Raw genomic sequence first — 23,338 nt, 5'->3', positions numbered from 1 at the left:
TCAGTTCTTGAGGGCCGCCTCCATCATCGCCCTGGCCACGGGGGCGGCCAGTCCGTTGCCGCTGACCTCCGAACGAGCCGCGTTCGACTGCTCGACCATCACCGCCACCGCGATCTCCTTGCCGCCGCTCTTCCCGAAGGACGTGAACCAGGCGAACGGCGTCTGGCTGTTGTTCTCGCCGTGCTGGGCCGTGCCCGTCTTGCCGCCCACCGTCACACCGGAGATCTTCGCGCTCGTGCCCGTGCCCTGCTCGACCACCGTCTGCATGGCCGACTGCAACTGCTCGGCGGTGGAGGAGCTGACGATCTCCTTGCTGTCGGCGCTGTCGTCGAAGTTCTTCAGCACGTCACCGCCGCTGTTGGTGATCTGCGACACCATGTGCGGCGAGACCAGTTTGCCGCCGTTGGCTATCGCGGCGGACACCATGGCCATCTGCAGCGGGGTCGCGGTGACATCGAACTGGCCGATGCCGGACAGCCCGGTCTGCGCCTTGTCCATGCCGGACGGATACACGCTGGCGTAGGCCCGCACCGGTATGTCCTGGTGGTCGTCGTTGAAGCCGAACTTCTCGGCCATGGCCCGCACCTTGTCCTGCCCGAGGTCGACGGCCATCTTGCCGAAGACGTTGTTGCAGGAGTACTGCAGGGCGACGCGGATCGAGGCGTTCTCACACGGTGCCGACCTGTTCTCGTTCGCCAGCGGACGCACGGTGCCCGGCAGCGTGTACGGGTTGGGGCTGGCGGTGTGGTCGTCCACGTTCTTGTACAGGCCGTTCTCCAGCGCGGCCGCCGCCACGACCAGCTTGAACGTCGAGCCCGGCGGCAGCGGCTGGCGCAGCGCGCGGTTGGTCAGCGGCTTGTCCTTGTCGGCGTTGAGCGCCTGCCAGGCCGCACCGGCGGTGTTCGCGTCGGTGAGCGACGAGGGGTCGTACGACGGCGTCGAGACGGCCGCGAGGATCTTCCCCGTCTTCGGGTCGATCGCCACCGCCCCGCCCTTCTTGCCGCCGAGCGCGTCGTACCCCGCCTTCTGCACGTCCGGGTCGACGGTGGTGACCACGTCGCCCGGATCGGCCCGCTGGCCCGTGATGGTGTCCATCATGGTCTTCAGCCGGCTGTCGGTGCCCTTGAGGAGATCGGCGTAGAGGCCCTCCAGCTGGGTCGGGGCGTACGCCTGCGAGGCGTAGCCCGTCACCGCCGCGTACAGCTTGCCGTTCGTGTACGTCCGCTTGTACGCGAGGTCGCCGCCCTTCGTCCGCGCCGAGCCGGTGACCGGCTTGCCGGCCACGATGATGTTCCCGAGCGGCGCCGAGTACGTCTCGATCGCGTTGCGCCGGTTGTCGTTGTCATTCGCTAGGGCCTGGCCGTCGTAGAACTGCACCCAGGTCGCCCTGACCAGCAGGGCGAGCACGAGCAGCAGCGCGAAGACGGATGCCCGCCTGATCGTCTTGTTCATCCCGCCCGTGAAGACGAGCGGGCGCGGACGATCGTTCCCGTACGCCCGTGATTCTCATGGGCCTTTCAGGAACCGTCACTTCCGGAACCGGTGCTCCTGGGGCCCAGCGTCAGCACCACCTCGTCGATCTCCGCGTCGCGCGCGTTCGCGAACCCCCGCACCCGCACGCTCTCGCGGAAACCGCACTTCTCCAGCACCCGCAGCGACCCCGCGTTGTCCGCCGCCGCCCGCGCGTACAGCGGCCGTTCGGGCACCTCGGCGAGCAGGGCGCGCAGCGCCGCCGTGGCGATGCCGCGTCCCCAGTGCGCGCGCTCGATCCAGTACGTCACCTCGCGCTCGCCCGGCTCCCCGTACACCGCCGCGCTGCCCACCACCTCCCCGTCGGCCAGCACCGCGCGCGGCACGGCGGACGAGGAACGGATCCGCGCCCAGTGGGCCTCGAAGGCGGCGCGGTCGGCCGGGTCCTTGGGACCGAACGCGGCCATCCACAGCGCCTCGGGGTCGTTCAGCTGCCGGAAGAACACCGGCAGATCACGGTCACGGACTTCGCGCAGCACGATCTCCATCGGCCCAGGCTACGTCGGCCACGCCGGCCGGGGCCCGTGGGGTCACAGTCTCCGTGTGGCGAGCGTCAGCCGGTCCCTGGCGTCGAACAGGGCGTCCTTGATCATCTGCTCGTGGGCCGGGGTCAGCCGGGCCACCGGTACCGAGCAGCTGATCGCGTCCCGGGCCGGGGTGCGGTACGGGACGGCCACGCCGAAGCAGCGCAGTCCCAGCGTGTTCTCCTCGCGGTCCACGGCGAAGCCCTGCTCCCGCACCTGGTGCAGCTCCTCGATGAGCTTCTCCCGGTCGGTGATGGTGTGCTCGGTCAGCGCCGGCAGGGTCTCCGGCAGCAGCTTGCGGACCTGCTCGTCGGTGTGGGTGGCCAGCAGCGCCTTGCCCAGGGAGGTGGAGTGGGCCGGCAGCCGGCGGCCCACGCGGGTGAAGGGGCGCAGGTAGTGCTGCGACTGGCGGGTGGCCAGGTACACCACGTTCGTGCCGTCCAGACGCGCCAGGTGGATGGTCTCCGTGGTGTCGTCGGAGAGCCGGTCCAGGGTCGGCCGGGCCGCCGCCACCACCTCGTCGCCGTCGATGTAGGAGGTGCCGACCAGCAGCGCCCGCACCCCGATCCCGTACCGGGTGCCCGTCGCGTCCGTCTCCACCCAGCCCAGCTCCACCAGCGTGCGCAGCAACATGTACAGGCTGGACTTGGGGTAACCCACGGCCTCCTGGACGGCCGCCAGGGAGTGCATACCGGGCCGGCCGGCGAAGTACTCGAGCAATTCAACGGTCCGAACCGCGGACTTGACCTGTGCCCCGCCGCCTGCCTCGCCTGCCGTCATCGCCGTTGACCCCTTCGTTCGACGAGATGCTGGAGTTATAGTCTCCGAACAGCATATTCATCATCAGAGACAGCGTTCAGTATATCGAACGCCACTGGTGGATGACGAAGATCTGCGGCACTACATGGAGGGACCCGCGGTGGCAGCAGCACCAGTCTGGAGTGTCGACCCGCGCACCGGGAAGCAGCGTGAGCAGGTTGCGGTGGAGGCCACGGCCGAGGAGGTGGACGCCACCGTCGAGGCGGCGTACTCCGCGCGCGGAGCCCTCGCCGACCGCACCGTCCGCGCCGCCTTCCTGCGCTCCGCCGCCACCGGTCTGGAAGCGGCCGGGGACGCGCTGGTGGAGACCGCCGACGCCGAGACCGCCCTCGGCCCCGTGCGGCTGACCGGCGAACTCGCCCGGACCTGCTACCAGCTGCGCGCCTTCGCGGACATCGTGGACGAGGGCGCCTTCCTCGACGTCGTCATCAACCACCCCGACGACACCGCGACCCCGCCGATCCCGGACCTGCGCCGCTACAAGGTGCCCCTGGGTGTCGTGGCCGTCTACTCGGCGTCCAACTTCCCCTTCGCCTTCTCCGTCGCCGGCGGCGACACCGCGAGCGCGCTGGCCGCCGGCAACCCGGTGGTCGTCAAGTCCCACCCCGACCACCCGGGCCTGTCCGAGCTGGTCGCCAAGGTGCTGCGGCGGGCCGCCGCCGAGCACGGCATCCCCGAGGGCGTGCTCGGCCTGGTGCACGGCTTCGAGGCCGGCCTGGAGCTGATCCGGCATCCGCGGATCGCCGCCGCGGGCTTCACCGGTTCGGTGCGCGGCGGCCGTGCCCTCTTCGACGCGGCGGCCGCCCGTCCGGTGCCGATCCCGTTCCACGGCGAGCTGGGCTCGCTGAACCCCGTCGTCGTCACCGAGGCGGCGGCTGCCGAGCGCGGGGAGGCGATCGGCGCGGGGCTGGCCGGTTCGATGACGCTGGGCGTCGGCCAGTTCTGCGTGAAGCCCGGTCTGGTCCTGGTGCCCTCCGGCAGCGCCGGTGACGGCCTGGTCAAGTCCCTCACGGACGCGGTCAGCGACACCGACGCGGGTGTCCTGCTCGACCACCGCATGCGGGACAACTTCCTCGCCGGTGTCACCGAACGGGCCGGCCTGGACGGCGTGGACAGCCCGGTGACCCCCGGCGCGGGCGGCGAACACACCGTCAGCGCCGGATTCCTGACGGTGCCCGCGGCCAAGCTGACCGAGGAGGGGGCCCACGACCTGCTCCTGGAGGAATGCTTCGGACCGGTGACCGTGGTCGTCCGGTACGACGACGAGGGCGAGGCGACGGCCGTGCTGTCGCGGCTGCCGGGCAACCTCACGGCGACGGTCCACCTCTCCGAGGAGGAGGCGGCAGGTGCCGGGCGCGGGCAGGACATCCTCGCCGAGCTGACGCCGCTGGCCGGCCGGGTCCTGGTGAACGCCTGGCCGACGGGTGTCGCCGTCGCGCCGGCCCAGCACCACGGCGGTCCCTACCCGGCGACCACCTCCACCTCGACCTCCGTCGGCGGCACCGCCATCGAGCGGTGGCTGCGGCCGGTCGCCTACCAGAACGCCCCCGAGGCCCTGCTGCCCGCGGAGCTGCGGGACGACAACCCGCTGGGCCTGCCCCGCCGGTACGACGGAGTCCTGGAGCGCTGAATGCACCTGCCCGAACTGCCCTTCGAGCTGCGCACCTACGGACCCGACGGCAACTGGTCCTACGACGACGGCGTGCTCACCGGGTGGGCCGGCCCCCGGCAGGACCGGTTCGTGCCGCCCACCGAGGAGGCGCTGGAGCCCGCCTCCGACGCGCCCCGGCTGCTGGGAGCGCCCTCCGAGGCCGACTTCCAGCTGATCGCACGGGTCACCGTGGGCTTCGCCGGCGCCTTCGACGCGGGCGTGCTGTACGTCCACGTCGGCGACCGGGCCTGGGCCAAGCTGTGCCTGGAGTACTCCCCGGACGTGCCCACCGTCTGCACGGTGGTCACCCGGGGACGCTCCGACGACGCCAACTCCTTCACCGTGAACGGCAGTTCCGTCTGGCTCCGGATCAGCCGCACCGGCCGGGCCTTCGCCTTCCACGCCTCCCGGGACGGCGAGCGCTGGACCTTCGTACGGCTGTTCACCCTCGGCGAGGAGAAGGAGACCGGCGCGGCGCTGGTCGGCTTCATGGCCCAGTCGCCGATGGGGGAGGGCTGCGTGGTGACGTACGACCACATCGAGTTCCGGGACGGCTGGCCGAAGGACCTGCGGGACGGAAGCTGAGCCGCCGGACGAGGGCGGGCGGGCCGCGCCGCCGGCGGGGAACCGCGGGCGGCGCCGGCACGTCCTCCACTGCATGATCAAAGCGCACCGGACCAACGACTCCCTGGTGATCAGGACCGCTCTGCCCGCGGAGGCGGAGATCATCGCAGACCTGCACGTCCGCGCCCGCTCGACGTACTACCCGGACGGACTGCCCCAGCAGGACATCGACTGGGCCGAGGCCTGGCGGGGCTCCATCGAGCGGCCGGACGGCCAGGTGCTGTGCGCCGTCGGGCAGGGCCGTACCGTCGCGATCGCCTCCTTCCGCACCCCGGAGGGCGCCCCCGCCGACCGGGTGAAGCTGTTCCAGTTCCACGTCGACCCCGGGCAGTGGCGGGCCGGCATCGGCACGGCCCTGCACGCGGCCTGCGTCGAACAGTGGCGGGCCGACGGCAGGCGGACCGCCGTACTCGACGTCCACGTGGACAACGCCCGCGCCCAGGCCTTCTACGCCCGCCAGGGCTGGGTACCGGACCCGGAGAACCCGCCGGCCGAGGACGACCACCACCTCTTCCTGCGCTTCGACGTGCGGGGCGGATGACGGCGGGGAGCGGGGAATGAAACCGGCTGCTTGAACGTTCATCCACCTGGCGGAGGGAGCCTCCGCAGTGGTACGAGCCGGAAAGAGCCGAGAACATGCGCGTCGAGATCTGGTCGGACATCGCCTGTCCCTGGTGCTACGTGGGCAAGGCCCGCTTCGAGAAGGCGCTGGCCTCCTTCCCGCACCGTGACCAGGTCGAGGTGGTGCACCGCTCCTTCGAGCTGGACCCCGGCCGCGCCAAGGGCGATGTGCAGCCGGTGCTCGCCATGCTCGGCAAGAAGTACGGCATGAGCGAGGCGCAGGCCCAGGCGGGCGAGGACAACCTGGGCGCGCAGGCCGCCGCCGAGGGCCTGGACTACCGCACCCGCGACCGCGACCACGGCAACACCTTCGACCTGCACCGCCTGCTGCACCTCGCCAAGGAGCAGGGCAGGCAGGACGAGCTGATCCAGATCCTGTACCGGGCGAACTTCGCCGAGGAGCGCTCCCTGTTCAGCGAGGGCGACGAACGGCTGGTGGAGCTGGCCGTCGAGGCGGGCCTGGACGCCGACGCCGTTCGCGCGGTTCTCGCCGACCCGGCCGCCTACGCCGACGAGGTCCGCGCCGACGAGCGCGAGGCCGCCCGGCTCGGCGCGAACGGCGTCCCCTTCTTCGTCCTCGACCGCGCCTACGGGGTCTCCGGCGCCCAGCCCGTCGAGGTCTTCACCCAGGCGCTGACCCAGGCGTGGGGCGAGCGTTCGCCGCTTCGGCTGATCGACCGGGGTGACGCGGACGCCTGCGGCCCGGACGGGTGCGCGGTGCCCCAGGCCTGAGAAGACCAGGCCGGGCCGGGTGTATAAGCATCGCTTGGCGAAACCACGTAGAAATCGGCGATGGACGGGGACTTCCCGGGGGCCGCACAGTGGTCCCATGGAGACCACGGAGACGTTCGAGACCCTCGTCCGCGCCGAGTTCGCCCCGAAGAACACCTACCTGAACACCGCGACCAGCGGCCTGCTCCCGGCCCGTACCGTCGCCGCCCTGCACGAGGCGCTGGCGATCAGGGCCGAGGGCAGGCCGCTGGACCCGTTGTTCGAGGACGTGGAGACGGCCCGCGCCGCCTTCGCCCGGCTGGCCGGGGTGCCGGCGGCCCGGGTGGCGGCGGGCGCCTCGGTCTCCGCCCAGAGCGGACTGGTCGCCGCCGCGCTGCCGCCCGGCGCCGAGGTCCTCACCGCCGAGGACGACTTCACCTCCGTGGTGAACCCCTTCCACACCCGCGGCGACCTCAAGGTCCGGGCCGTACCGCTGGAGCGGCTCGCCGAGTCCGTCCGACCCGGCACCGCGCTGGTCGCGGTCAGTGCCGCCCAGTCCGCCGACGGCCGGATCGCCGACCTGCCCGCCCTGCGCGAGGCCGCCCGCACCCACGGGGCACGCACCTACGTCGACTTCTCGCAGGCCGCGGGCTGGCTGCCGATGGACGCGAGCCGCTACGACTTCACCGTCTCCACCACCTTCAAGTGGCTGCTCGGCCCGCACGGGGCGGCCTTCCTCGTCGTCCCGGAGGACTTCGGCGGGCTTACCCCGCTGCTGGCCGGCTGGGTCGCGGCCGAGAACCCGTGGGACAGCTGCTACGGCCCCGTCCGGGAACTCGCCCGCACCGCCCGGCGGTTCGACGTCAGCCCGGCCCTGTTCACCTACGCCGGGGTGCGTCACTCGCTCGCGTTGATCGAGGAGCTGGGCGTGGCCGCCGTACACAGCCACGACCTGGCCCTCGCCGGCCGTTTCCGGGCCGGGCTCGCGGACCTCGGGCACGAGGCGCTGCCCGCGCCCGGCTCGGCCATCGTCTCCGTGCCCGGACTCGGCGGGCGGCAGCCCGAGCTGGGGCGGGCCGGGATCGAGGTGTCCGACCGGGCGGGCAACCTGCGCGCCTCGTTCCACCTGTACAACACGCCGGCCGACGTGGACCGCCTGCTGGACGTGCTGTCCGGCTGACGCCGGCTACCTGACCGGGGTGAAGTCGCGGGCGCCGATGAACTCCGGGCGGCGGATGGGTGCCGCGAAGGGCTCGACCGCGGTGTTCTCCACGCTGTTGAAGACGATGAAGACGTTGCTGCGCGGGAACGGCGTGATGTTGTCGCCGGACCCGTGCATGCAGTTGCAGTCGAACCAGGTCGCCGAACCGGCCCGGCCGGTGAACAGCCGGATGCCGTGCTCGCCCGCCAGGGCGGTCAGCGCCTCGTCGGAGGGCGTGCCCGCGTCCTGCATCTGCAGCGACTTCTTGTAGTTGTCCTCGGGCGTGGCGCCGGCGCATCCCAGGAACGTCCGGTGCGAGCCCGGCATGATCATGAGCCCGCCGTTGGTGTCGTAGTTCTCGGTCAGCGCGATCGAGACGGACACGGTCCGCATGTTCGGCAGCCCGTCCTCGGCGTGCCAGGTCTCGAAGTCCGAGTGCCAGTAGAAGCCGCTGGCCCCGAAGCCCGGCTTGACGTTGATCCGGGACTGGTGGACGTACACGTCGGAGCCGAGGATCTGCCGGGCCCGCCCGACCACGCGCTCGTCGCGCACCAGCCCGGCGAACACCTCGCTGATCCGGTGCACCTCGAAGACCGAGCGGATCTCCTTGGACTTCGGTTCGACGATGGACCGTTCGTCGGCCCGGATCCCCGGGTCGGTGACCAGCCGCTCCAGCTCCCGCTGGTAGACGGCGACCTCGTCCGGGGTGATCAGCTGGTCGACGGCGAGGAAGCCGTCCCGCTCGTACGCCTGGAGGTCGGCGGTCGGGATCGGGCCGGGCGTGTCGGGGGAGCCCCAGACGACCGGGTCCTGGCGGGGGACGGAGGCCTCGGTGGTGCCTCGGGTGGGGTAGAGATCGGTGACGGTCGTGGTCATGGTGATGTCACACCTCCTCGGGTTCGGTGAGCAGCGGGTAGACGCCGTTCTCGTCGTGGTCCTCCCGGCCGGTGACCGGCGGGTTGAACACGCAGACGCAGCGGAAGTCCTCCTTGACGCGCAGCGAGTGCCGCTCGTGGCCGTCGAGGAGGTACATGGTGCCGGGGGTGATCGTGTACGACGTCCCGGTCTCGTGGTCGGTCAGCTCGGCCTCGCCCTCGACGCAGACGACGGCCTCGACGTGGTTGGCGTACCACATCGACGTCTCGGTCCCGGCGTACAGGATCGTCTCGTGGAGGGAGAAGCCGACCCGCTCCTTGGCGAGGACGATCCGTTTGCTCTCCCAGGTGCCGGACGCCGCTTTCACGTGCCGGTCGGTGCCTTCGATGTCCTTGAACGAACGGACGATCACGGTGGTGCACTTCCTCCTGTTGGACGGTTTCCCGGACGGTTCGCCGGGGCTTGCCCGGCGGTCTCTCAGGCCGTTTCGCGGACGGCGCGGGCGAGGACGCTCAGTCCCTCGTCCAGCTCGTCGGGGGTGATGGTCAGGGCCGGCAGCAGCTTGACGACCTCGCTCTCCGGACCGGAGGTCTCGATGAGCAGTCCGAGGTCGAAGGCGCGCCGGGCCACACGGGAGGCCCGCGCCTTGTCGTGGAACTCCAGGCCCCACACGAGTCCGCGGCCGCGGTACTCCTTGACGTCGGCGAGGTTCTCCTCGGTGATGGCGATCAGTGCCCGCTCGACCTGCTCGCCGCGGGAGCGGGTCTGCTTCTCCATGGCGGAGCCGTCGGCCCAGTACGTCTCCAGCGCGGCCGTGGCCGTCACGAAGGCGGGGTTGTTGCCGCGGAAGGTGCCGTTGTGCTCGCCCGGCTCCCACACGTCGAGTTCCGGCTTGAACAGGCACAGCGACATCGGCAGCCCGTAGCCGCTGATGGACTTCGACACGGTGACGATGTCCGGCACGATCCCGGCCTCCTCGAAGGAGAAGAACGCGCCGGTACGCCCGCAGCCCATCTGGATGTCGTCGACGATCAGCAGCATGTCCTGCCGCTCGCACAGCTCCTTGAGCGCGCGCAGCCACTCGGGGCGGGCCGCGTTGATGCCGCCCTCGCCCTGCACGGTCTCCACGATCACCGCGGCGGGCTTGTTCAGCCCGGAGCCCTGGTCCTCCAGCAGCCGCTCGAACCACAGGAAGTCCGGGACCTTGCCCTCGAAGTAGTTGTCGAAGGGCATCGGCGTGCCGTGCACCAGCGGGATCCCGGCCCCGGCCCGCTTGAACGCGTTGCCGGTGACGGCGAGGGAGCCCAGCGACATCCCGTGGAAGGCGTTGGTGAACGACACGATCGCCTCGCGCCCCTTCACCTTCCGGGCCAGCTTCAGCGCCGACTCCACGGCGTTGGTGCCCGTCGGGCCCGGGAACATGACCTTGTACGGCAGATCACGCGGCCGCAGCACCAGATCCTGGAAGGTCTGCAGGAAGGACCGCTTGGCCGTGGTCGACATGTCCAGGCCGTGCGTGACCCCGTCCCGCGACAGATAGTCGATCAACGCCCGTTTGAGCACCGGGTTGTTGTGGCCGTAGTTGAGTGACCCGGCACCGGCGAAGAAGTCGAGGTACGCGTGGCCGTCCTCGTCGTACATCCGGCTGCCCTGCGCACGGTCGAACACGGTGGGCCAGCCACGGCAGTAGCTGCGCACCTCGGATTCCAGGGTCTCGAACACGCTGAGGTCGGGCTGGGTGATGGTCACGGGGAATCGCTCCTCAAGCCGAGGGGGTGGTCAACGGGCCTATGCGGTACAGGACTTCGGGGTCGTGCGGGCCGTCCGGGAACAGGTCCGTGGCGAACAGCACCTCGCGGGTGACCGAGGCGCCGTGGCGGGCGGCGTACGAGGTGAACAGACGTTCGGAGGCGGTGTTGCCCGGGGTGATGGTGGTCTCCACCTCGGTGATCCGGCGCTCGGCGGCGAGCCGTGCGGTCAGTCCGTCGAGCAGCTTGGCCGCGATGCCGTGACCCTGGTGGGCGGCGTCGACCGCCACCTGCCAGACGAGCAGGGTGTGCGGCCGCTCCGGCCGTACGTACCCGGTGACGAAGCCGACCGCCTCGCCGTCGGCGCCGCGTGCCACGGCGGAGGTCGCGGCGAAGTCCCGGCACCACAGCAGATAGCTGTAGGACGAGTTCAGGTCGAGATTTCCGGAATCCTTGGCGATACGCCAGAGCGAGGCTCCGTCCGCCACCGCCGGTTGGTCGATGAGCAGGTCTGCTTGTACGGCAGTCATACGGCTTGAATTTAGCGAGGCAAATTCAAAAATGCACGGGAGGGTCTGTTGGAGAGCGCGTGAAGGTCTGCGAAATGTCCGCTTTCATCCCGGGCAAAAACGGTCAAAACGCCCATCGTGTGGAGTGTGTCACAGAGGTGAAACCCGGACGAAACTCTCTTTGTTTAGCTCCGCAAAAAGCGGGCAGAAGAATACGGGAAGCTATCCTCAGGGGAATTGTGAAATTAATTTGAATTCGCGGAATCAGTTTCGCGATTCCGTCATGGACTCCAGGGCGGAGCCCAGGGCCGTCAGGGTCGCCCGGACCGCTTCCGGTGTCGCGTCGGCGCCGTAGTGGTTGACCCGGACCATCTCCCCGGCCAGGGCTCCGCCGCCCGCGGCCAGGGGCACCGAGGGGTCGGCCCGCAGGGCGCGGGCCACCAGTTCCGACGCCACCACCCCGGCCGGCACCCGCAAGGTCGTCGCCACCGGTGCCGCGTGCCGCTCCTCGTGCACGTACGGCTCCAGACCGCCGCCCAGTGCCGCCGCCCCGGCCCGGGTGGCCCGCGCGGCCTCGCGGTGGCGGGCCATCACCGTCTCCAGCCCCACCGACTCGATCCGCTCGACGCACGCCTGAAGGGCCAGCATCTCCAGCTGCGCCGGAGCATGGGGCAGCGCCTTGCGTCCGCCGTCGATCCAGCGCTCCTTCCAGTCGAGCAGGGAGAGGTACGAGCGGCGTGGCGCCGCCGGGTTCGCCGCCATCCGGGCCCACGCCCGCTCGCTCACCGACACCGCCGACACCCCCGCCGGCCCGCCCATCGCCTTCTGCGCGCCGATCACGCACAGGTCCACGCCCCACGCGTCCGGCAGCACCGGCTCCGCCCCGACGGAGGCGACCGCGTCCAGGTAGAAGAGGGCGCCCTGCTCCCGTACCGCCTCGCCGATCTCCGCGACCGGGTTGGTGTTGCCGGTCGCCGCCTCCGCGTGGACGAGTGACACGAAGTCGATCTCCGGGTGCTCGGCGAACGCCTCCCGGACCTGGTCGGCGCCTACCGCCGCGTGGAAGGGCACGGCGAGGTCGTGCACCGTCGCCCCGCAGTCCCGCAGCCAGTCCCCGAAGGTCTGCCCGTAGGGGCCGGTGATCACGTTCAGCGCGGTGGTCCCCGGACCGGCCGTCGCCCGGATCGCCCCCTCCAGCGGCAGCAGCGCCTCGCCCTGCGTGATCACGACGTCCTGCCGGGTGCCGAGCAGCCGGGCCACCCGGTCCTCGATGGAGGCGAAGTGCGCGGCGCTCAGCGGCGGAAGGTCGAGGAAGGGGTGGGTCACGGCGGTGCTCTCTTCGCTCACGGTAGGAGTCAAGGGGCGGTCACGGGGTAACGAAGTCGAGGGTATCCGGCCCGCTCCCCACCCCTCCGACTGGTGACTTCTCAGGTCGGACGGCCCAGTGACCAACGGTTTGATTTGAGAGACCCAAACTTCTCCTTATAATCGGAACCCACAGTTCCCCCACAGGAGGCCCCCCGTGCACACCTTCTCCGGGCGCCGGACCCGTATCCGGGCCGCCATCACCGCGACGGCAGGGCTGGCGCTCGTGGCTGTCGGTGCCTCCGCCTGCACCTCCACCGGCAACAGCGGCGGCTCGAAGACCGCCGTCGGCGGCGTCGAGGTCGTCAAGGCCGGGCAGCTCACCACCTGCACCCACCTGCCGTACCCGCCCTTCCAGTCCGAGATCGGCGGCAAGGTCCAGGGCTTCGACGTCTCCCTCGTCGACCTGGTCGCCAAGGACCTCGGAGTGAAGCAGGCCGTCGTCGACACCCCCTTCGAGAACTTCAAGACCGGCGCGTTCCTCAACTCCGGCCAGTGCGACCTCGCGGCGGCCGGCATGACGATCACCGCCGAGCGCGCGAAGCACGTCGACTTCTCCGCCCCCTACTTCAACGCCACCCAGGCCGTCCTCGTCGACAAGAAGAGCGGCCTGACCTCCCTGGCCGACGTCAAGGCCAAGGGCAGGAAGCTCGGCGCCCAGGCACAGACCACCGGCGAGGACTACGCGAAGAAGCGGGGCTTCGACGCCGTCTCCTTCGAGTCCTCCGACGCGCTCCTCAACGGTCTGCGCACCGGCCAGGTCCAGGCCGTCATCATCGACTACCCCGTCGTCCAGGGCTGGCTCAAGGACACCACCAACGCCGGCGCCTTCAAGGTGGTGGACAACCTCAACACCGGCGAGCAGTACGGCTTCACGGTGAAGAAGGGCAACACCAAGCTCCTCGCCGCCATCAACAAGGCGCTCGCCGACGCCAAGGCCGACGGCACCTACAAGAAGCTGTACGAGAAGTGGATCGGCCCCTACGACGCCTCCGCCGCCTCCCCGGCCGCCACCGCCTCCCCCTCGGCCTCCTGACCCGATGACCGCCACCGACGTACAGGTACGCCCGCCCAGGAGGAAGGGCCTGACCCGGCGCCAGAAGCGCCGGCTGTCGCGCGGCATCCAGTACACCGTCTTCCTCGGCGTCGTGATCGCCCTGGCGGCCGGCGCCGACTGGGGACGGCTGCAGAACCAGTTCGCGCAGTGGGACATCGCCCGTCAGATGTTCCCGGACGTCATCACGCTGGCCCTGAAGAACACCGTGCTGTACACCCTGTTCGGCTTCGCCGTGGGGCTCAGCCTCGGCCTGGTGCTCGCGCTGATGCGGCTGTCGTCCGTGGCGCCCTACCGCTGGCTCGCGGGCCTCTACATCGAGATCTTCCGCGGCCTGCCCGCCCTGCTGATCTTCATCTTCGTCGGCGTGGCCGTCCCCCTGGCCTTCCCCGGCACGGAGATCATCGGCGGCACCTACGGCAAGGCGGCCATCGCGCTCGGCGTGGTCGCCGCCGCCTACATCGCGGAGACCGTCCGCGCCGGCATCCAGGCCGTCCCCAAGGGACAGCTGGAGGCGGCCCGTTCGCTGGGCTTCTCGCACGCCCGGGCCATGGTCTCCATCGTCATCCCGCAGGCCTTCCGCATCATCCTGCCGCCGCTGACCAACGAACTCGTCCAGTTGTTCAAGGACTCCTCGCTGGTCCTGGTCATCGGCGTCACCCTGGAGGAACGCGAGCTGTCCAAGTTCGGCCGCGACCTGGCCAGCACGACCGCCAACTCCACGCCGATCCTCGTCGCCGGACTGTGCTACCTGCTGGTCACGATCCCGCTCGGCTTCGTCGTCCGCCGCATGGAGGCCAAGGCCCGGGAGGCCGTCAAGTGAGCACCCCCGAGATCCGGATCCGGGACCTGCACAAGTCCTTCGGCGACAACCAGGTGCTGCGCGGCATCGACCTGGAGATCGGCCAGGGTGACGTGGTCTGCGTCATCGGCCCCTCCGGCTCCGGCAAGTCGACCCTGCTGCGCTGCGTCAACCTGCTGGAGGAGCCGACCAGGGGCCAGGTCTTCGTCGGCGGCACCGAACTGACCGACCCGGACGTCGACATCGACGCCGCACGCCGCCGTATCGGCATGGTCTTCCAGCAGTTCAACCTGTTCCCGCACCTCACCGTGACCGAGAACCTCACGCTGCCGCAGCGCCGGGTGCTCGGCCGGGACAAGGCGGCGGCCGCGCGGGTGGCGGCCGAGAACCTGTCGCGCGTGGGCCTGTCCGAGAAGGCGGACGCCTACCCGGCCTCCCTCTCCGGCGGCCAGCAGCAGCGGGTGGCGATCGCCCGCGCGCTGTCCATGGACCCCGAGGTGATGCTCTTCGACGAGCCGACCTCCGCGCTCGACCCGGAACTGGTCGGCGACGTGCTCGCGGTCATGCGGATGCTCGCCCACGAGGGCATGACCATGATGGTCGTCACCCACGAGATGACCTTCGCCCGCGAGGTCGCCGACCGGGTCGTCTTCATGGACGGCGGAGTGGTCGTCGAGGACGGCCCCCCGGACCAGGTCATCACCCGCCCCGCCCACGACCGCACCCGCCACTTCCTCTCCCGCCTCCTCGACCCGGCGATGGCCGAGGTGGAGGAGGGAACCTCCGACCAGGTGGGGACGCGCGAGTAGGGCTTCACTAGGGTGCGGTACATGAGCGATCAGGCGGTGCTGCACCTGAAGGGGCCAATCCTCGTCGGCCCCGACGAGGTCCGTGACGAGCTGTGGGTGGTGGACGGACGGATCTCGTACGACCGTCCGGGCGGCGCCCGCGATGTGCGGGAGGTGCGGGGCTGGGCGCTGCCCGGGCTGGTCGACGCGCACTGCCATGTGGGCCTCGGCGCGCACGGGCCGGTCGACGCCGACACGGCCGAGAAGCAGGCGCTGACCGACCGGGAGGCCGGCACTCTGCTCGTCCGGGACGCCGGCTCGCCCTCCGACACCCGGTGGGTCGACGACCGCGAGGACCTCCCGGAGATCATCCGGGCCGGCCGGCACATCGCCCGCACCCGCCGCTACATCCGCGGCTACGCCCATGAGATCGAGCCGGAGGACCTGGTCGCGTACGTCGCCCAGGAGGCCCGGCGCGGTGACGGCTGGGTCAAGCTGGTCGGCGACTGGATCGACCGCGACCTCGGCGACCTGGCGCCCTGCTGGCCCCGCGAGGCGGCCGGCGCGGCCATCGCCGAGGCGCACCGGCTCGGCGCCCGCGTCACCGCGCACTGTTTCGCCGAGAACAGCCTGCGCGACCTGGTGGAGGCGGGCATCGACTGCGTCGAGCACGCCACCGGCCTGACCGACGACCTGATCCCGCTCTTCGCCGAACGCGGGGTCGCGATCGTCCCGACCCTCGTCAACATCGCCACCTTCCCGCGGCTCGCGGACGGCGGCGCGTCCCGCTACCCGCGCTGGTCGGCGCACATGCGCCGGCTGCACGAGCGGCGCTACGACACCGTGCGCGGCGCCTACGACGCCGGGATCCCGGTGTTCGTCGGCACGGACGCCGGCGGCTCGCTGCCCCACGGCCTGGTCGCCGCCGAGGTCGCGGAACTGGTCACCGCCGGCCTCCCGCCCCTCGCCGCGCTGTCCGCGGCCACCTGGGGCGCCCGCGCCTGGCTGGGCCGCCCGGCCCTCGAAGAGGGCGCCCGAGCCGACCTCGTCGTCTACGACGAGGACCCCCGCGCGGACGTACGCGTACTGGCGGCACCGCGCCGGGTGGTACTGCGCGGCCGAGTCGTCGGGTGAGCCCCGGCGCCGGCCGGCCCCGGACCGCGGGTTCCGCTTGTGCGGGCGGGGGCGGGGGCAGGGGAGGGCGGCGCACCAGGGCGTACGGGCGCCGGCGGCGGCGCTACGGGCGGGCCGTGGCGCCGCCGGGCGCTCCGGGCCCGGGTTCCGCTCGAGAGCGAGCCCGGCGCCGGCCGGCCCTCGGGGGCCGGTTCCGGTTCAGCGGGCTGGGAGGGCGGGGGAGGCCAGGGCGGTGTTCAGGGCCCGTACGAACCCGGTCACCGTCGCCCGGTCGCGCACGGCGATCCGTACCCACTTCTCGTCCAGGCCCGGGAACGTGTCCCCGCGCCGCACCGCGTAGCCCAGGGCGCGCAGCCGTCGCCGTACCCCCGCCGCGTCCGGCATGCGTACCAGCACGAACGGGCCCTCGGCAGGCTCGACCACCCGGACCCCGTGCCCCGCGCAGGCGGCCAGGCCCGCCACCAGATGGGCCCGGTCGACGGCGATCCGATGGGCCGCGTGCGCCGCCTCGGCCAGGGCGCGCGGCGCCACACAGGCCCGCGCCGCCGCCAGCGCGGGCGTGGACACCGGCCACAGCGGCTGCGCCCGCTCCAGCTCCGCGATCGTCTCCGGCGCGGCCAGCACATAGCCGATGCGCAGCCCGGCCAGCCCCCAGGTCTTGGTCAGGCTGCGCAGCACCACGAGCCCCGGCACATCGGTGCGTCCGGCCAGCGCCTCCCGCTCACCCGGCACCGCGTCCATGAACGCCTCGTCCACCACCACCGTCCGCCCCGGCCGTGCGAGCCGGGCCAGGGCGGCGGCCGGGTGCAGCACCGAGGTCGGGTTCGTCGGGTTGCCGATCACCACCAGGTCCGCGTCCTCGGGCACGGCCGCCGGCTCCAGCCGGAAGCCGTCCTCCTCGCGCAGCAGCACCCGGTCCACCGTGTGCCCCGCGTCCCGCAGCGCCGCCTCCGGCTCCGTGAACTGCGGGTGCACCACGACCGGCCGGCGGACCTTCAGGGCCCGGGCGAGCAGCACGAACGCCTCGGCCGCCCCGGCCGTCAGCAGCACCCGCTCCACCGCGACCCCGTGCCGCGCCGCCACCGCCGCCCGCGCCTCCCGGCCGTCCGGATAGGCGGCCAGCGACGTCAGCGACCCGGCGATCACCTCCCGCAGCCAGCCCGGCGGGGTGTCCGCGCGGACGTTGACGGCCAGGTCCACCAGCTCGGCCCCGTCGTCGCGCACCTCCGCGTCCCCGTGGTGGCGCAGGTCATGAGCGCCCTCAGTGCGCATGGGCATGCCCGCCGTGGTGGTGGTGCCCAGGCCCGTGGTGGTGTCCCTCGTCGTCCGGGTGGAAGTGCGGCTGCTGCGGCAGCCCCACCTTGTCCTCGAACCCCGGCAGCGCGATGCGGTACACACACGAGTCGCAGTTCATCCGCAGATCGCCCTCGACGGCCTCCTCGTACCGCTCCCACACGAGGTCCAGCAGCTCCGGTTCGGGCCCGATGACGTCGGCCGAACGCACCTCGGTCTCCGGATGCGCGGCCGCCCAGCCCTCGGTCTGCTGCCGCACCCGGTCCGGCAGGACGCCGGTGAACAGGAAGTAGGGGAGTACGACGATCCGCCGCGCCCCCAGCCGCGCGCACCGGTCGAGCCCGCTCGGCACGTCCGGCGCCGCCAGCGACACGAACGCCGTCTCCACCCCCGCGTACCCGCGCCCCTCCCACAGCAGCCGCGCCGCCTTGTACACCTCGGCGTTGGCGTCCGGGTCGGTCGAGCCGCGCCCCACCAGCAGCACGGTCACGTCCGACCGGTCCCCGGGGGTACGGTCCGAGGCCCCCAGCGCCTCGTCCAGCCGCCGCTCCAGCACCGACAGCAGCGCCGGATGCGGACCCAGCGGACGCCCGTAGGTGTACGAGATCCCCGGGTGCCGCTCCTTCTCCCGGACCAGCGCGGCCGGGATGTCCCCCTTGGCGTGCCCGGCGGCCACCAGCATCAGGGGCACGGCGGCGAACCGGCGTACCCCGCGCTCCACCAGTTCGGTGACGGCCTCGCCCAGCGGCGGCGGGGACAGCTCGATGAAGCCGCCGGCGACCGGCAGTTCGGGGTGGCGGCGGCCCAGCTCCCGGACGAAGTCGCGGAACGCCTCGGCTCCGGCCTCGTCCCGGGTGCCATGGCCGGCGATGAGCAGGGCGGGCGGCGGGGTGGTCACGATTGCTCCTCGGAAGGTGAAACGGGGTGGTACAGCAGGGCGTTGAGCGCGGCGGCGGCGACCGCCGAACCGCCCTTCTCGGACACGTTGCTCACGGCGGGCAGCCCGCTCCCGCGCAGCGCCGCCTTGGACTCGACCGCGCCGACGAAGCCGACGGGCAGTCCGATGACCAGGGCCGGGGCGGCGTCCAGGGTCAGCAGCTCCTCCAGCGCGGTCGGCGCGTTGCCGATGACCCAGAGGGCGCCGGGTCCGACCTGTTCGTACGCCAGCCGGATCGCGTGCGCCGAACGGGTCAGCCCCGGACCGGCCTCGGCGTCCCCGAGCCGGCAGACGGTCTCGCGCCGGGTGATGCCGGCGCCGACCATCGCGACGTCGACGACCACCGGCGCACCGGCGTGCAGCGCGGTGTGCGCCCGCGCCAGATCGCCCTCGTCCATGACGAGATCGGTGGCGTAGCCGAGGTCGGCGGCGGAGTGGACGACCCGCTCCACCACCGCCCGGGTCAGCGGCGGGAGGTGCGTGGTGTCCAGCCGGGCGCGCATCCGCCGGTAGGACTCCCGCTCGATGGGATGGACCACACGGGCCACGGGGTTCACCGGGAGTCCTCCTGCCAGCGGTAGCCGCGCGGGGTCACCATGCGCCCCGCGATGTCACAGGTCGCGGTGTTGCCCACGGTGACGACCGTCATCATGTCGACCGTCGCCGGGTCGAGGGCGGCCAGGGTCGTCAGCAGGCTGGACTCGTCCGGCCGTGAGGCGTTGCGTACGACACCGACCGGTGTCGTCGGCTCCCGGTGCCCGGCGAGGATCGCGAGCGCCTTCGGCAGCTGCCAGTCCCGGCCCCGGGAGCGGGGGTTGTAGAAGGTGACCACGAGGTCCGCCTCGGCGGCGGCCCGCACCCGCCGTTCGATGACCTCCCACGGGGTGTGCAGGTCGGACAGGCTGATGGACACGTGGTCGTGGCCCAGCGGCGCGCCCAGGATCGCCCCGGCCGCCAGGGCCGCCGTCACACCCGGCACGCCGACCACGTCGATGTCGTCGGACGCCTCGGCGAGCGCGGGGGAGGCCATGGCGTACACGCCCGCGTCCCCGCTGCCGATCAGCGCGACCGCGTGCCCCCGGCGGGCCTCGGCGACCGCCGTCCGGGCCCGCTCCTCCTCGGCGCCGAGCCCCGACTCCAGCACCCGGGTGCCCGGCCGCAGCAGATCGCGGATCTGGTCGACGTACTGGTCGAGGCCGACGACCACGGAGGCCCGCCGCAGTTCGGCCTCGGCGCGGGGGGTGAGCAGGTCGCGGGCGCCCGGACCGAGCCCGACCACCGCGAGCCGCCCGCGCCCCGGCCGCCGTACCACGGCACAGGTCGCCCGGGCGGGCCCCGCGTCCGCGCGCCGCGACTTCCGCTTCGGCACGACGAGTTCACCGCCGCGCACCAGCGCCGCCGCCTCCGCGACGGAGGGGGTGCCGACCGCCGCGAGCGGCGCCTCGGAGGGGTTGGGCACCTCGACGGCCGCGAGTTCCCCGGCGGAGTACGTCACCAGCGGGACGCCGAGGCGTTCGGCCGCCCCGACGATGCCGGGCTCCCCGGCCTTGGCGTCGACGGTGGCGAGTTCGGCGACGGACCTCCCCGACAGGCCCGCCTCGCGCAGGGTCGTCGTGACCAGCCCGAGGACCTCCTCGACGGGCGCGCCGGTGGAGGCGCCCACGCCGATCACGAGGGTGGGGGGCCGCAGGACGGCCTCGCGCTCGCCCGGCTCCACGAGACGGTCCGTCAGACGGACCGTGTACGAGCCGCTCACCGCCACCGGCAGGGCGGGCAGCGGCCAGGACACCTCGGTCTCCAGGGCGACCGGCTCGCCGTCCAGAAGAGCCCGCGAGACGGCCGCGACGGCCCCCTCCACGGGCAGGCCGAGCGTGTCGAGGCCCGGCAGCCCGACCGCGTCGGTCGCCGTCGTCACCACCGGCGTCGCCCCCAGCACCCGCCCGACCCCGGCGGCGAGTTCGTTCGCCCCGCCGCCGTGCCCGCCCACCAGCGACACGGCGAACCGGCCGCCCTCGTCGACGCACACCACGCCCGGGTCGGCCGCCTTGTCGCCGAGCAGCGGCGCCAGCAGCCGTACCACCGCCCCCGTCGCCAGGAAGCACACGAGCTGCTCGCACTCGGCGAACGCGGCCCGTACGGCCTCACCGACGGGACCCTCGTACACCCGCGTGCGGTCCGGCCACGCCACGGCCAGCCGGTCCCGCGCCGCAGCCCCCGCCGAGGTGGCGGAAATGAGGCCGATCACTGGGCAACTCCTTCTCGGAAAAGGGGGGTTCTGGTCCCCCACAGCAGGAAAACGGGATTGGTCGCCGCCAGCCGGGTCACGTCCCCCGGCAGCGGCGCGAGCCGCGACGACTGCAACAGCACCCCGTCGCAGGAGAACCCGGCGGCACCCAGCGCCTCGCGCGCCGCCGGCACCCGGTCCAGGGCGGCCACGGCCACCACCACGGCCCGCCGGGCCCGCCGCGCGCACTCGGCGACGACCGCGGGCAGCTCGCGCCCGCCCCCGCCGACGAACACGGCGTCCGGATCGGGCAGTCGGGCCAGCACGCCCGGCGCCGACCCGGACACCACCCGCACGTCCACCCCGTGCGCGGCCGCGTTCGCACGGATCCGCTCGACGCCGTCCGGGTCCTTCTCCACGGCCACGACGGCGGCACCGAGCCGCGCGCACTCCACCGCCACCGAACCCGAGCCCGCGCCGACGTCCCACACCAGGTCGCCCAGGCGCGGCCCGAGCCGGGCCAGGGCCAGCGCCCGCACCTCGAACTTGGTGATCATCGAGTCCCGGTGCGCGAACTCGTCCTCCTCCAGCGCCCACCGCTCGGGCATCACGGGCACCCCCGCGACCGTGCGCACGGCACCCGGCGCCCGCGTCCCGTCCAGGCACAGCACCACGTTCACCGCCGTGCCCCAGTCCCGGCCCGCCGCCTCGGCGGCCGTCACCCGCCGTACGCTCTCGTGCTGCGGGTCGCCGAGCGCGCTCGCCACCACCAGCACCCGGTCCGGGGGCAGCGCGGCCCCCAGCTCGGCGGGCCCCGCGCCCGGACCGGTCAGCACGGCGACCTTGGGATGGGCCAGGCAGACGTTGACGGCCGTCCGCGGATCCCGCCCGTGCGCGCTGACCACGACCGCGTCGTCCCAGGGCAGCCCCAGCCGCGCGAACGCGGCGGCCACCGACGACACCCCCGGCCGCACGTCGAGCCGCTCCGCCCCGAACCGCTCGGCCAGCACCCGCACGACCCCGAAGAACCCGGGGTCACCGGAGGCCAGCACGACCACCGGCAGGTCCTTGCCGACGTACTCCCCGATGGTGTCCAGGGCCGGCCCCAGCGCCCCGAGCACCACCCGCCGCGCACCCTCCGGCAGCCGTACGGCGTCCAGGTGCCGCCGCCCGCCGACCACCAGGGCGGCCCCGGCGAACACCTCCTCGGCGACCGGCGCACCCGTGCCCGTGCCGAGCACGGCGATCTTCGGGCTCATGTGCTCGCACCCCGCTCGCGCAGCTCCCGGCGCGCCTCGGGGTCGGCCTTGCGGAAGCCGTGGAAGTGACCGGGGTGGTACAGGTGCGAGCGGGTGCCGTGGGCGTCCAGGGCAGGCCCGACCAGGAACAGCGTGTGCTTCCACAGCCGGTGCTCCTTGACCGTCTCCTCCAGCGTGCCGATCGTGCACCGCACGAGAAGCTCCTCCGGCCAGGTGACCTGGTAGGCGACGACGACCGGTGTGTCGGTGGGGTAGCCGCCCTCCAGCAGCTCCCGCACCAGCTGCCCGCTGCGGGCCGCCGACAGGAAGATCGCCATGGTGGTGCCGTGCCGGGCGAACTCGCGCACCTCCTCGCCGGGCGGCATCGGCGTCTTGCCGCCGCCGAGCCGGGTGAGGACCACGGACTGGGCGACCTCGGGGATGGTCAGCTCCCGCTGGGCGAGCGCGGCCACGGCCGAGAAGGACGAGACCCCGGGCACGATCTCCGTCTCGATCCCGAGCCCGGCACACCGGTCGAGCTGCTCCTGCGTACCGCCCCACAGGGCCGGGTCGCCGGAGTGGATGCGCGCCACCCGCAGGCCCTCGGCGCGGGCCCGCTCGTACACGGCGACGACGTCCTCCAGGGACATGGCCGCCGAATCCAGGATCTCCGCGTCCGCACGCGCGTGCTCGAGGACCTCCGCCTGCACCAGGCTGGCCGCCCAGATCACCACGTCGGCCTCCGCGATGGCCCGCGCGGCCCGGAATGTCAGCAGGTCGGCGGCGCCGGGGCCGGCACCGACGAAGGTCACCTTGCCGGTGGGGGCATCGGCCATGAGAATCTGTCCTCTCCTACAAGTGGTACGCACGTGGTAATCAAGTCGTACGAGCACGCCGGCTAGGGCCGGACGTGCGCGAGCGCGGGCTGATCGGATAGCAAGAACACATGGCGGTCTTCGTCGCGCTCGGCGCGTTCCTGATGACGCTGGCCGGCGGCTGGACGGCACAGCGCGTGACCGACCGCCGCCACCTGGTCCTCGGCCTGGCCGGCGGCCTCATGCTCGGCGTGGTGGGCCTCGACCTGCTGCCGGAGGCGCTGCGGACGGCCGGCCGCGAGGTGCTCGGCGTCCCCGCCGCGCTGCTGCTGTTCGTGGCCGGCTTCCTCGTGGCCCATCTGGTGGAACGCCTGCTGGCCGCCCGCCAGGCCGCGCACGGCGCAGCCGGGGAACACAACCACCGGGCGCCCGAGGTGGGCCTGACGGCGGCCGGCGCCATGGTCGGGCACAGCGCCATGGACGGCGTGGCGATCGGCGCCGCCTTCCAGGTGGGCGGCGGCATGGGCACCGCCGTCGCGCTGGCCGTGATCGCCCACGACTTCGCGGACGGCTTCAACACCTTCACCATCACCAGCCTGTACGGCAACGCCCGCCGCAAGGCGCTGGCGATGCTCGTCGCCGACGCCTGCGCACCCGTCCTGGGCGCCCTGTCGACCGCTTTCTTCACCATCCCGGCGCAACTGCTCGGCGGCTACCTCGGCCTCTTCGGCGGCGTCCTGCTCTACCTGGCCGCCGCCGAGATCCTCCCCGAGGCCCACCACGAACACCCCGCCCACTCGACCCTGCTGTGCACGGTGGCGGGCGCCGCGTTCATCTGGCTGGTGGTCGGCGTCTCCGGCTGACCGGACGCGCG

Annotated in this window: 24 protein-coding genes; 10 read left to right on the top strand and 14 right to left on the bottom strand. The window is 72.6% G+C overall.

Annotation, left to right across the window (positions count from 1 at the left end):
• The 3 genes from ACFYMM_RS03800 to ACFYMM_RS03790 all read right to left on the bottom strand — a co-directional run bounded on the left by ACFYMM_RS03800 (position 1) and on the right by ACFYMM_RS03790 (position 2,834).
• A complete protein-coding gene (locus ACFYMM_RS03800; protein WP_388383489.1) occupies positions 1–1,452 on the bottom strand; it encodes a peptidoglycan D,D-transpeptidase FtsI family protein in 1,452 nt (483 codons plus the stop codon).
• A 65-nt stretch (positions 1,453–1,517) separates the two neighbouring features.
• Positions 1,518–2,018, bottom strand: coding sequence for a GNAT family N-acetyltransferase (locus ACFYMM_RS03795; RefSeq protein ID WP_388383488.1), 501 nt, complete (start codon positions 2,016–2,018; stop codon positions 1,518–1,520).
• 42 nt (positions 2,019–2,060) lie between these two features.
• Positions 2,061–2,834 carry an IclR family transcriptional regulator gene (locus ACFYMM_RS03790; RefSeq protein ID WP_388383487.1) on the bottom strand — a complete coding sequence of 258 codons (774 nt, stop codon included), beginning with the start codon at positions 2,832–2,834 and terminating at the stop codon, positions 2,061–2,063.
• Positions 2,835–2,973: 139 nt separating this feature from the next.
• On the opposite strand from ACFYMM_RS03790, the gene ACFYMM_RS03785 reads away from it, so the two are divergent.
• From ACFYMM_RS03785 to ACFYMM_RS03765, 5 genes are all read left to right on the top strand, one after another.
• A complete protein-coding gene (locus tag ACFYMM_RS03785) occupies positions 2,974–4,503 on the top strand; it encodes an aldehyde dehydrogenase (NADP(+)) (protein WP_388383485.1) in 1,530 nt (509 codons plus the stop codon).
• A complete protein-coding gene (locus tag ACFYMM_RS03780; protein WP_388383484.1) occupies positions 4,504–5,109 on the top strand; it encodes a DUF1349 domain-containing protein in 606 nt (201 codons plus the stop codon). It abuts the gene before it with no gap.
• Positions 5,110–5,182: 73 nt separating this feature from the next.
• Entirely contained in the window at positions 5,183–5,689 is a 507-nt protein-coding gene (locus ACFYMM_RS03775) for a GNAT family N-acetyltransferase (protein WP_388383482.1), read from the top strand.
• 95 nt (positions 5,690–5,784) lie between these two features.
• Positions 5,785–6,501, top strand: coding sequence for a DsbA family oxidoreductase (locus ACFYMM_RS03770; RefSeq protein ID WP_388383481.1), 717 nt, complete (start codon positions 5,785–5,787; stop codon positions 6,499–6,501).
• Positions 6,502–6,598: 97 nt separating this feature from the next.
• Positions 6,599–7,660: an aminotransferase class V-fold PLP-dependent enzyme gene (locus tag ACFYMM_RS03765; protein WP_388383479.1), complete on the top strand. Its 1,062-nt coding sequence runs from the start codon at positions 6,599–6,601 to the stop codon at positions 7,658–7,660.
• 6 nt (positions 7,661–7,666) lie between these two features.
• Here the strand turns inward: ACFYMM_RS03765 and thpD are convergent, their stop codons facing one another.
• The 5 genes from thpD to ACFYMM_RS03740 form a co-directional block, all read right to left on the bottom strand.
• Positions 7,667–8,557 (bottom strand): ectoine hydroxylase, encoded by an 891-nt coding sequence (thpD, locus tag ACFYMM_RS03760; RefSeq protein WP_388383478.1) that lies wholly within the window; start codon positions 8,555–8,557, stop codon positions 7,667–7,669.
• A gap of 7 nt (positions 8,558–8,564) precedes the next feature.
• Positions 8,565–8,969, bottom strand: coding sequence for an ectoine synthase (locus ACFYMM_RS03755; RefSeq protein WP_388383476.1), 405 nt, complete (start codon positions 8,967–8,969; stop codon positions 8,565–8,567).
• 65 nt (positions 8,970–9,034) lie between these two features.
• Positions 9,035–10,306 carry a diaminobutyrate--2-oxoglutarate transaminase gene (ectB, locus tag ACFYMM_RS03750; protein WP_388383474.1) on the bottom strand — a complete coding sequence of 424 codons (1,272 nt, stop codon included), beginning with the start codon at positions 10,304–10,306 and terminating at the stop codon, positions 9,035–9,037.
• Positions 10,307–10,319: 13 nt separating this feature from the next.
• A complete protein-coding gene (gene ectA, locus ACFYMM_RS03745) occupies positions 10,320–10,835 on the bottom strand; it encodes a diaminobutyrate acetyltransferase (protein ID WP_388383472.1) in 516 nt (171 codons plus the stop codon).
• A gap of 243 nt (positions 10,836–11,078) precedes the next feature.
• Entirely contained in the window at positions 11,079–12,140 is a 1,062-nt protein-coding gene (locus tag ACFYMM_RS03740; protein ID WP_388384478.1) for a pyridoxal-phosphate-dependent aminotransferase family protein, read from the bottom strand.
• 196 nt (positions 12,141–12,336) lie between these two features.
• Here ACFYMM_RS03740 and ACFYMM_RS03735 point away from each other — a divergent pair, with 196 nt between their 5' ends.
• Genes ACFYMM_RS03735 through ACFYMM_RS03720 form a run of 4 tightly spaced genes read left to right on the top strand, consistent with a single transcriptional unit; the run spans position 12,337 to position 15,957 of the window.
• A complete protein-coding gene (locus ACFYMM_RS03735) occupies positions 12,337–13,215 on the top strand; it encodes an ABC transporter substrate-binding protein (protein ID WP_388383469.1) in 879 nt (292 codons plus the stop codon).
• A 4-nt stretch (positions 13,216–13,219) separates the two neighbouring features.
• Complete coding sequence (locus ACFYMM_RS03730; protein ID WP_388383467.1) at positions 13,220–14,056, top strand: amino acid ABC transporter permease; 837 nt, start codon at positions 13,220–13,222, stop codon at positions 14,054–14,056.
• Positions 14,053–14,844 carry an amino acid ABC transporter ATP-binding protein gene (locus ACFYMM_RS03725; RefSeq protein ID WP_388383465.1) on the top strand — a complete coding sequence of 264 codons (792 nt, stop codon included), beginning with the start codon at positions 14,053–14,055 and terminating at the stop codon, positions 14,842–14,844. Before ACFYMM_RS03730 ends, ACFYMM_RS03725 begins: the two co-directional genes overlap by 4 nt.
• Before the next feature lie 21 nt (positions 14,845–14,865).
• Positions 14,866–15,957: an amidohydrolase family protein gene (locus tag ACFYMM_RS03720; protein WP_388383463.1), complete on the top strand. Its 1,092-nt coding sequence runs from the start codon at positions 14,866–14,868 to the stop codon at positions 15,955–15,957.
• Between the two features lie 198 nt (positions 15,958–16,155).
• Here ACFYMM_RS03720 and cobC read toward each other — a convergent pair whose 3' ends face one another.
• From cobC to cobM, 6 genes are read right to left on the bottom strand one after another with little or no spacing between them, the layout of a single operon-like run.
• Positions 16,156–17,229, bottom strand: a complete 1,074-nt coding sequence (gene cobC, locus ACFYMM_RS03715) for an Rv2231c family pyridoxal phosphate-dependent protein CobC (protein ID WP_388384476.1) — start codon at positions 17,227–17,229, stop codon at positions 16,156–16,158.
• Positions 17,219–18,148: a sirohydrochlorin chelatase gene (locus ACFYMM_RS03710; RefSeq protein ID WP_388383461.1), complete on the bottom strand. Its 930-nt coding sequence runs from the start codon at positions 18,146–18,148 to the stop codon at positions 17,219–17,221. Before ACFYMM_RS03710 ends, cobC begins: the two co-directional genes overlap by 11 nt.
• Complete coding sequence (locus ACFYMM_RS03705) at positions 18,145–18,735, bottom strand: precorrin-8X methylmutase (protein ID WP_388384474.1); 591 nt, start codon at positions 18,733–18,735, stop codon at positions 18,145–18,147. The genes ACFYMM_RS03710 and ACFYMM_RS03705 overlap by 4 nt, the downstream gene beginning before the upstream one ends.
• Positions 18,736–18,740: 5 nt before the next feature.
• Entirely contained in the window at positions 18,741–20,432 is a 1,692-nt protein-coding gene (gene cobJ / locus ACFYMM_RS03700; RefSeq protein WP_388383459.1) for a precorrin-3B C(17)-methyltransferase, read from the bottom strand.
• Entirely contained in the window at positions 20,429–21,670 is a 1,242-nt protein-coding gene (gene cbiE / locus ACFYMM_RS03695) for a precorrin-6y C5,15-methyltransferase (decarboxylating) subunit CbiE (protein WP_388383457.1), read from the bottom strand. The genes cobJ and cbiE overlap by 4 nt, the downstream gene beginning before the upstream one ends.
• Positions 21,667–22,485 carry a precorrin-4 C(11)-methyltransferase gene (gene cobM, locus ACFYMM_RS03690; RefSeq protein WP_388383455.1) on the bottom strand — a complete coding sequence of 273 codons (819 nt, stop codon included), beginning with the start codon at positions 22,483–22,485 and terminating at the stop codon, positions 21,667–21,669. Before cobM ends, cbiE begins: the two co-directional genes overlap by 4 nt.
• 110 nt (positions 22,486–22,595) lie before the next feature.
• On the opposite strand from cobM, the gene ACFYMM_RS03685 reads away from it, so the two are divergent.
• Positions 22,596–23,327, top strand: a complete 732-nt coding sequence (locus tag ACFYMM_RS03685; RefSeq protein WP_388383453.1) for a ZIP family metal transporter — start codon at positions 22,596–22,598, stop codon at positions 23,325–23,327.
• The last annotated feature ends 11 nt before the right edge of the window (positions 23,328–23,338 follow it).

This window comes from Streptomyces sp. NPDC006739, from assembly GCF_042869815.1.
GTDB lineage: Bacteria > Actinomycetota > Actinomycetes > Streptomycetales > Streptomycetaceae > Streptomyces.
This window is presented reverse-complemented; position numbering and strand designations above follow the sequence as displayed.

Excerpts from the sequence above, each read along its gene's own strand:
- ACFYMM_RS03685 (WP_388383453.1), top strand. The coding sequence starts at position 22,596 with ATGGCGGTCTTCGTCGCGCTCGGCGCGTTCCTGATGACGCTGGCCGGC.
- cbiE (WP_388383457.1), bottom strand. The coding sequence starts at position 21,670 with ATGAGCCCGAAGATCGCCGTGCTCGGCACGGGCACGGGTGCGCCGGTC.
- ACFYMM_RS03790 (WP_388383487.1), bottom strand. The coding sequence starts at position 2,834 with ATGACGGCAGGCGAGGCAGGCGGCGGGGCACAGGTCAAGTCCGCGGTT.
- ACFYMM_RS03775 (WP_388383482.1), top strand. The coding sequence starts at position 5,183 with ATGATCAAAGCGCACCGGACCAACGACTCCCTGGTGATCAGGACCGCT.
- ACFYMM_RS03800 (WP_388383489.1), bottom strand. The coding sequence starts at position 1,452 with ATGAACAAGACGATCAGGCGGGCATCCGTCTTCGCGCTGCTGCTCGTG.
- ACFYMM_RS03780 (WP_388383484.1), top strand. The coding sequence starts at position 4,504 with ATGCACCTGCCCGAACTGCCCTTCGAGCTGCGCACCTACGGACCCGAC.
- ACFYMM_RS03730 (WP_388383467.1), top strand. The coding sequence starts at position 13,220 with ATGACCGCCACCGACGTACAGGTACGCCCGCCCAGGAGGAAGGGCCTG.
- ACFYMM_RS03765 (WP_388383479.1), top strand. The coding sequence starts at position 6,599 with ATGGAGACCACGGAGACGTTCGAGACCCTCGTCCGCGCCGAGTTCGCC.
- ectA (WP_388383472.1), bottom strand. The coding sequence starts at position 10,835 with ATGACTGCCGTACAAGCAGACCTGCTCATCGACCAACCGGCGGTGGCG.
- ACFYMM_RS03770 (WP_388383481.1), top strand. The coding sequence starts at position 5,785 with ATGCGCGTCGAGATCTGGTCGGACATCGCCTGTCCCTGGTGCTACGTG.
- cobM (WP_388383455.1), bottom strand. The coding sequence starts at position 22,485 with ATGGCCGATGCCCCCACCGGCAAGGTGACCTTCGTCGGTGCCGGCCCC.
- ACFYMM_RS03720 (WP_388383463.1), top strand. The coding sequence starts at position 14,866 with ATGAGCGATCAGGCGGTGCTGCACCTGAAGGGGCCAATCCTCGTCGGC.
- cobC (WP_388384476.1), bottom strand. The coding sequence starts at position 17,229 with ATGCGCACTGAGGGCGCTCATGACCTGCGCCACCACGGGGACGCGGAG.
- ACFYMM_RS03795 (WP_388383488.1), bottom strand. The coding sequence starts at position 2,018 with ATGGAGATCGTGCTGCGCGAAGTCCGTGACCGTGATCTGCCGGTGTTC.
- thpD (WP_388383478.1), bottom strand. The coding sequence starts at position 8,557 with ATGACCACGACCGTCACCGATCTCTACCCCACCCGAGGCACCACCGAG.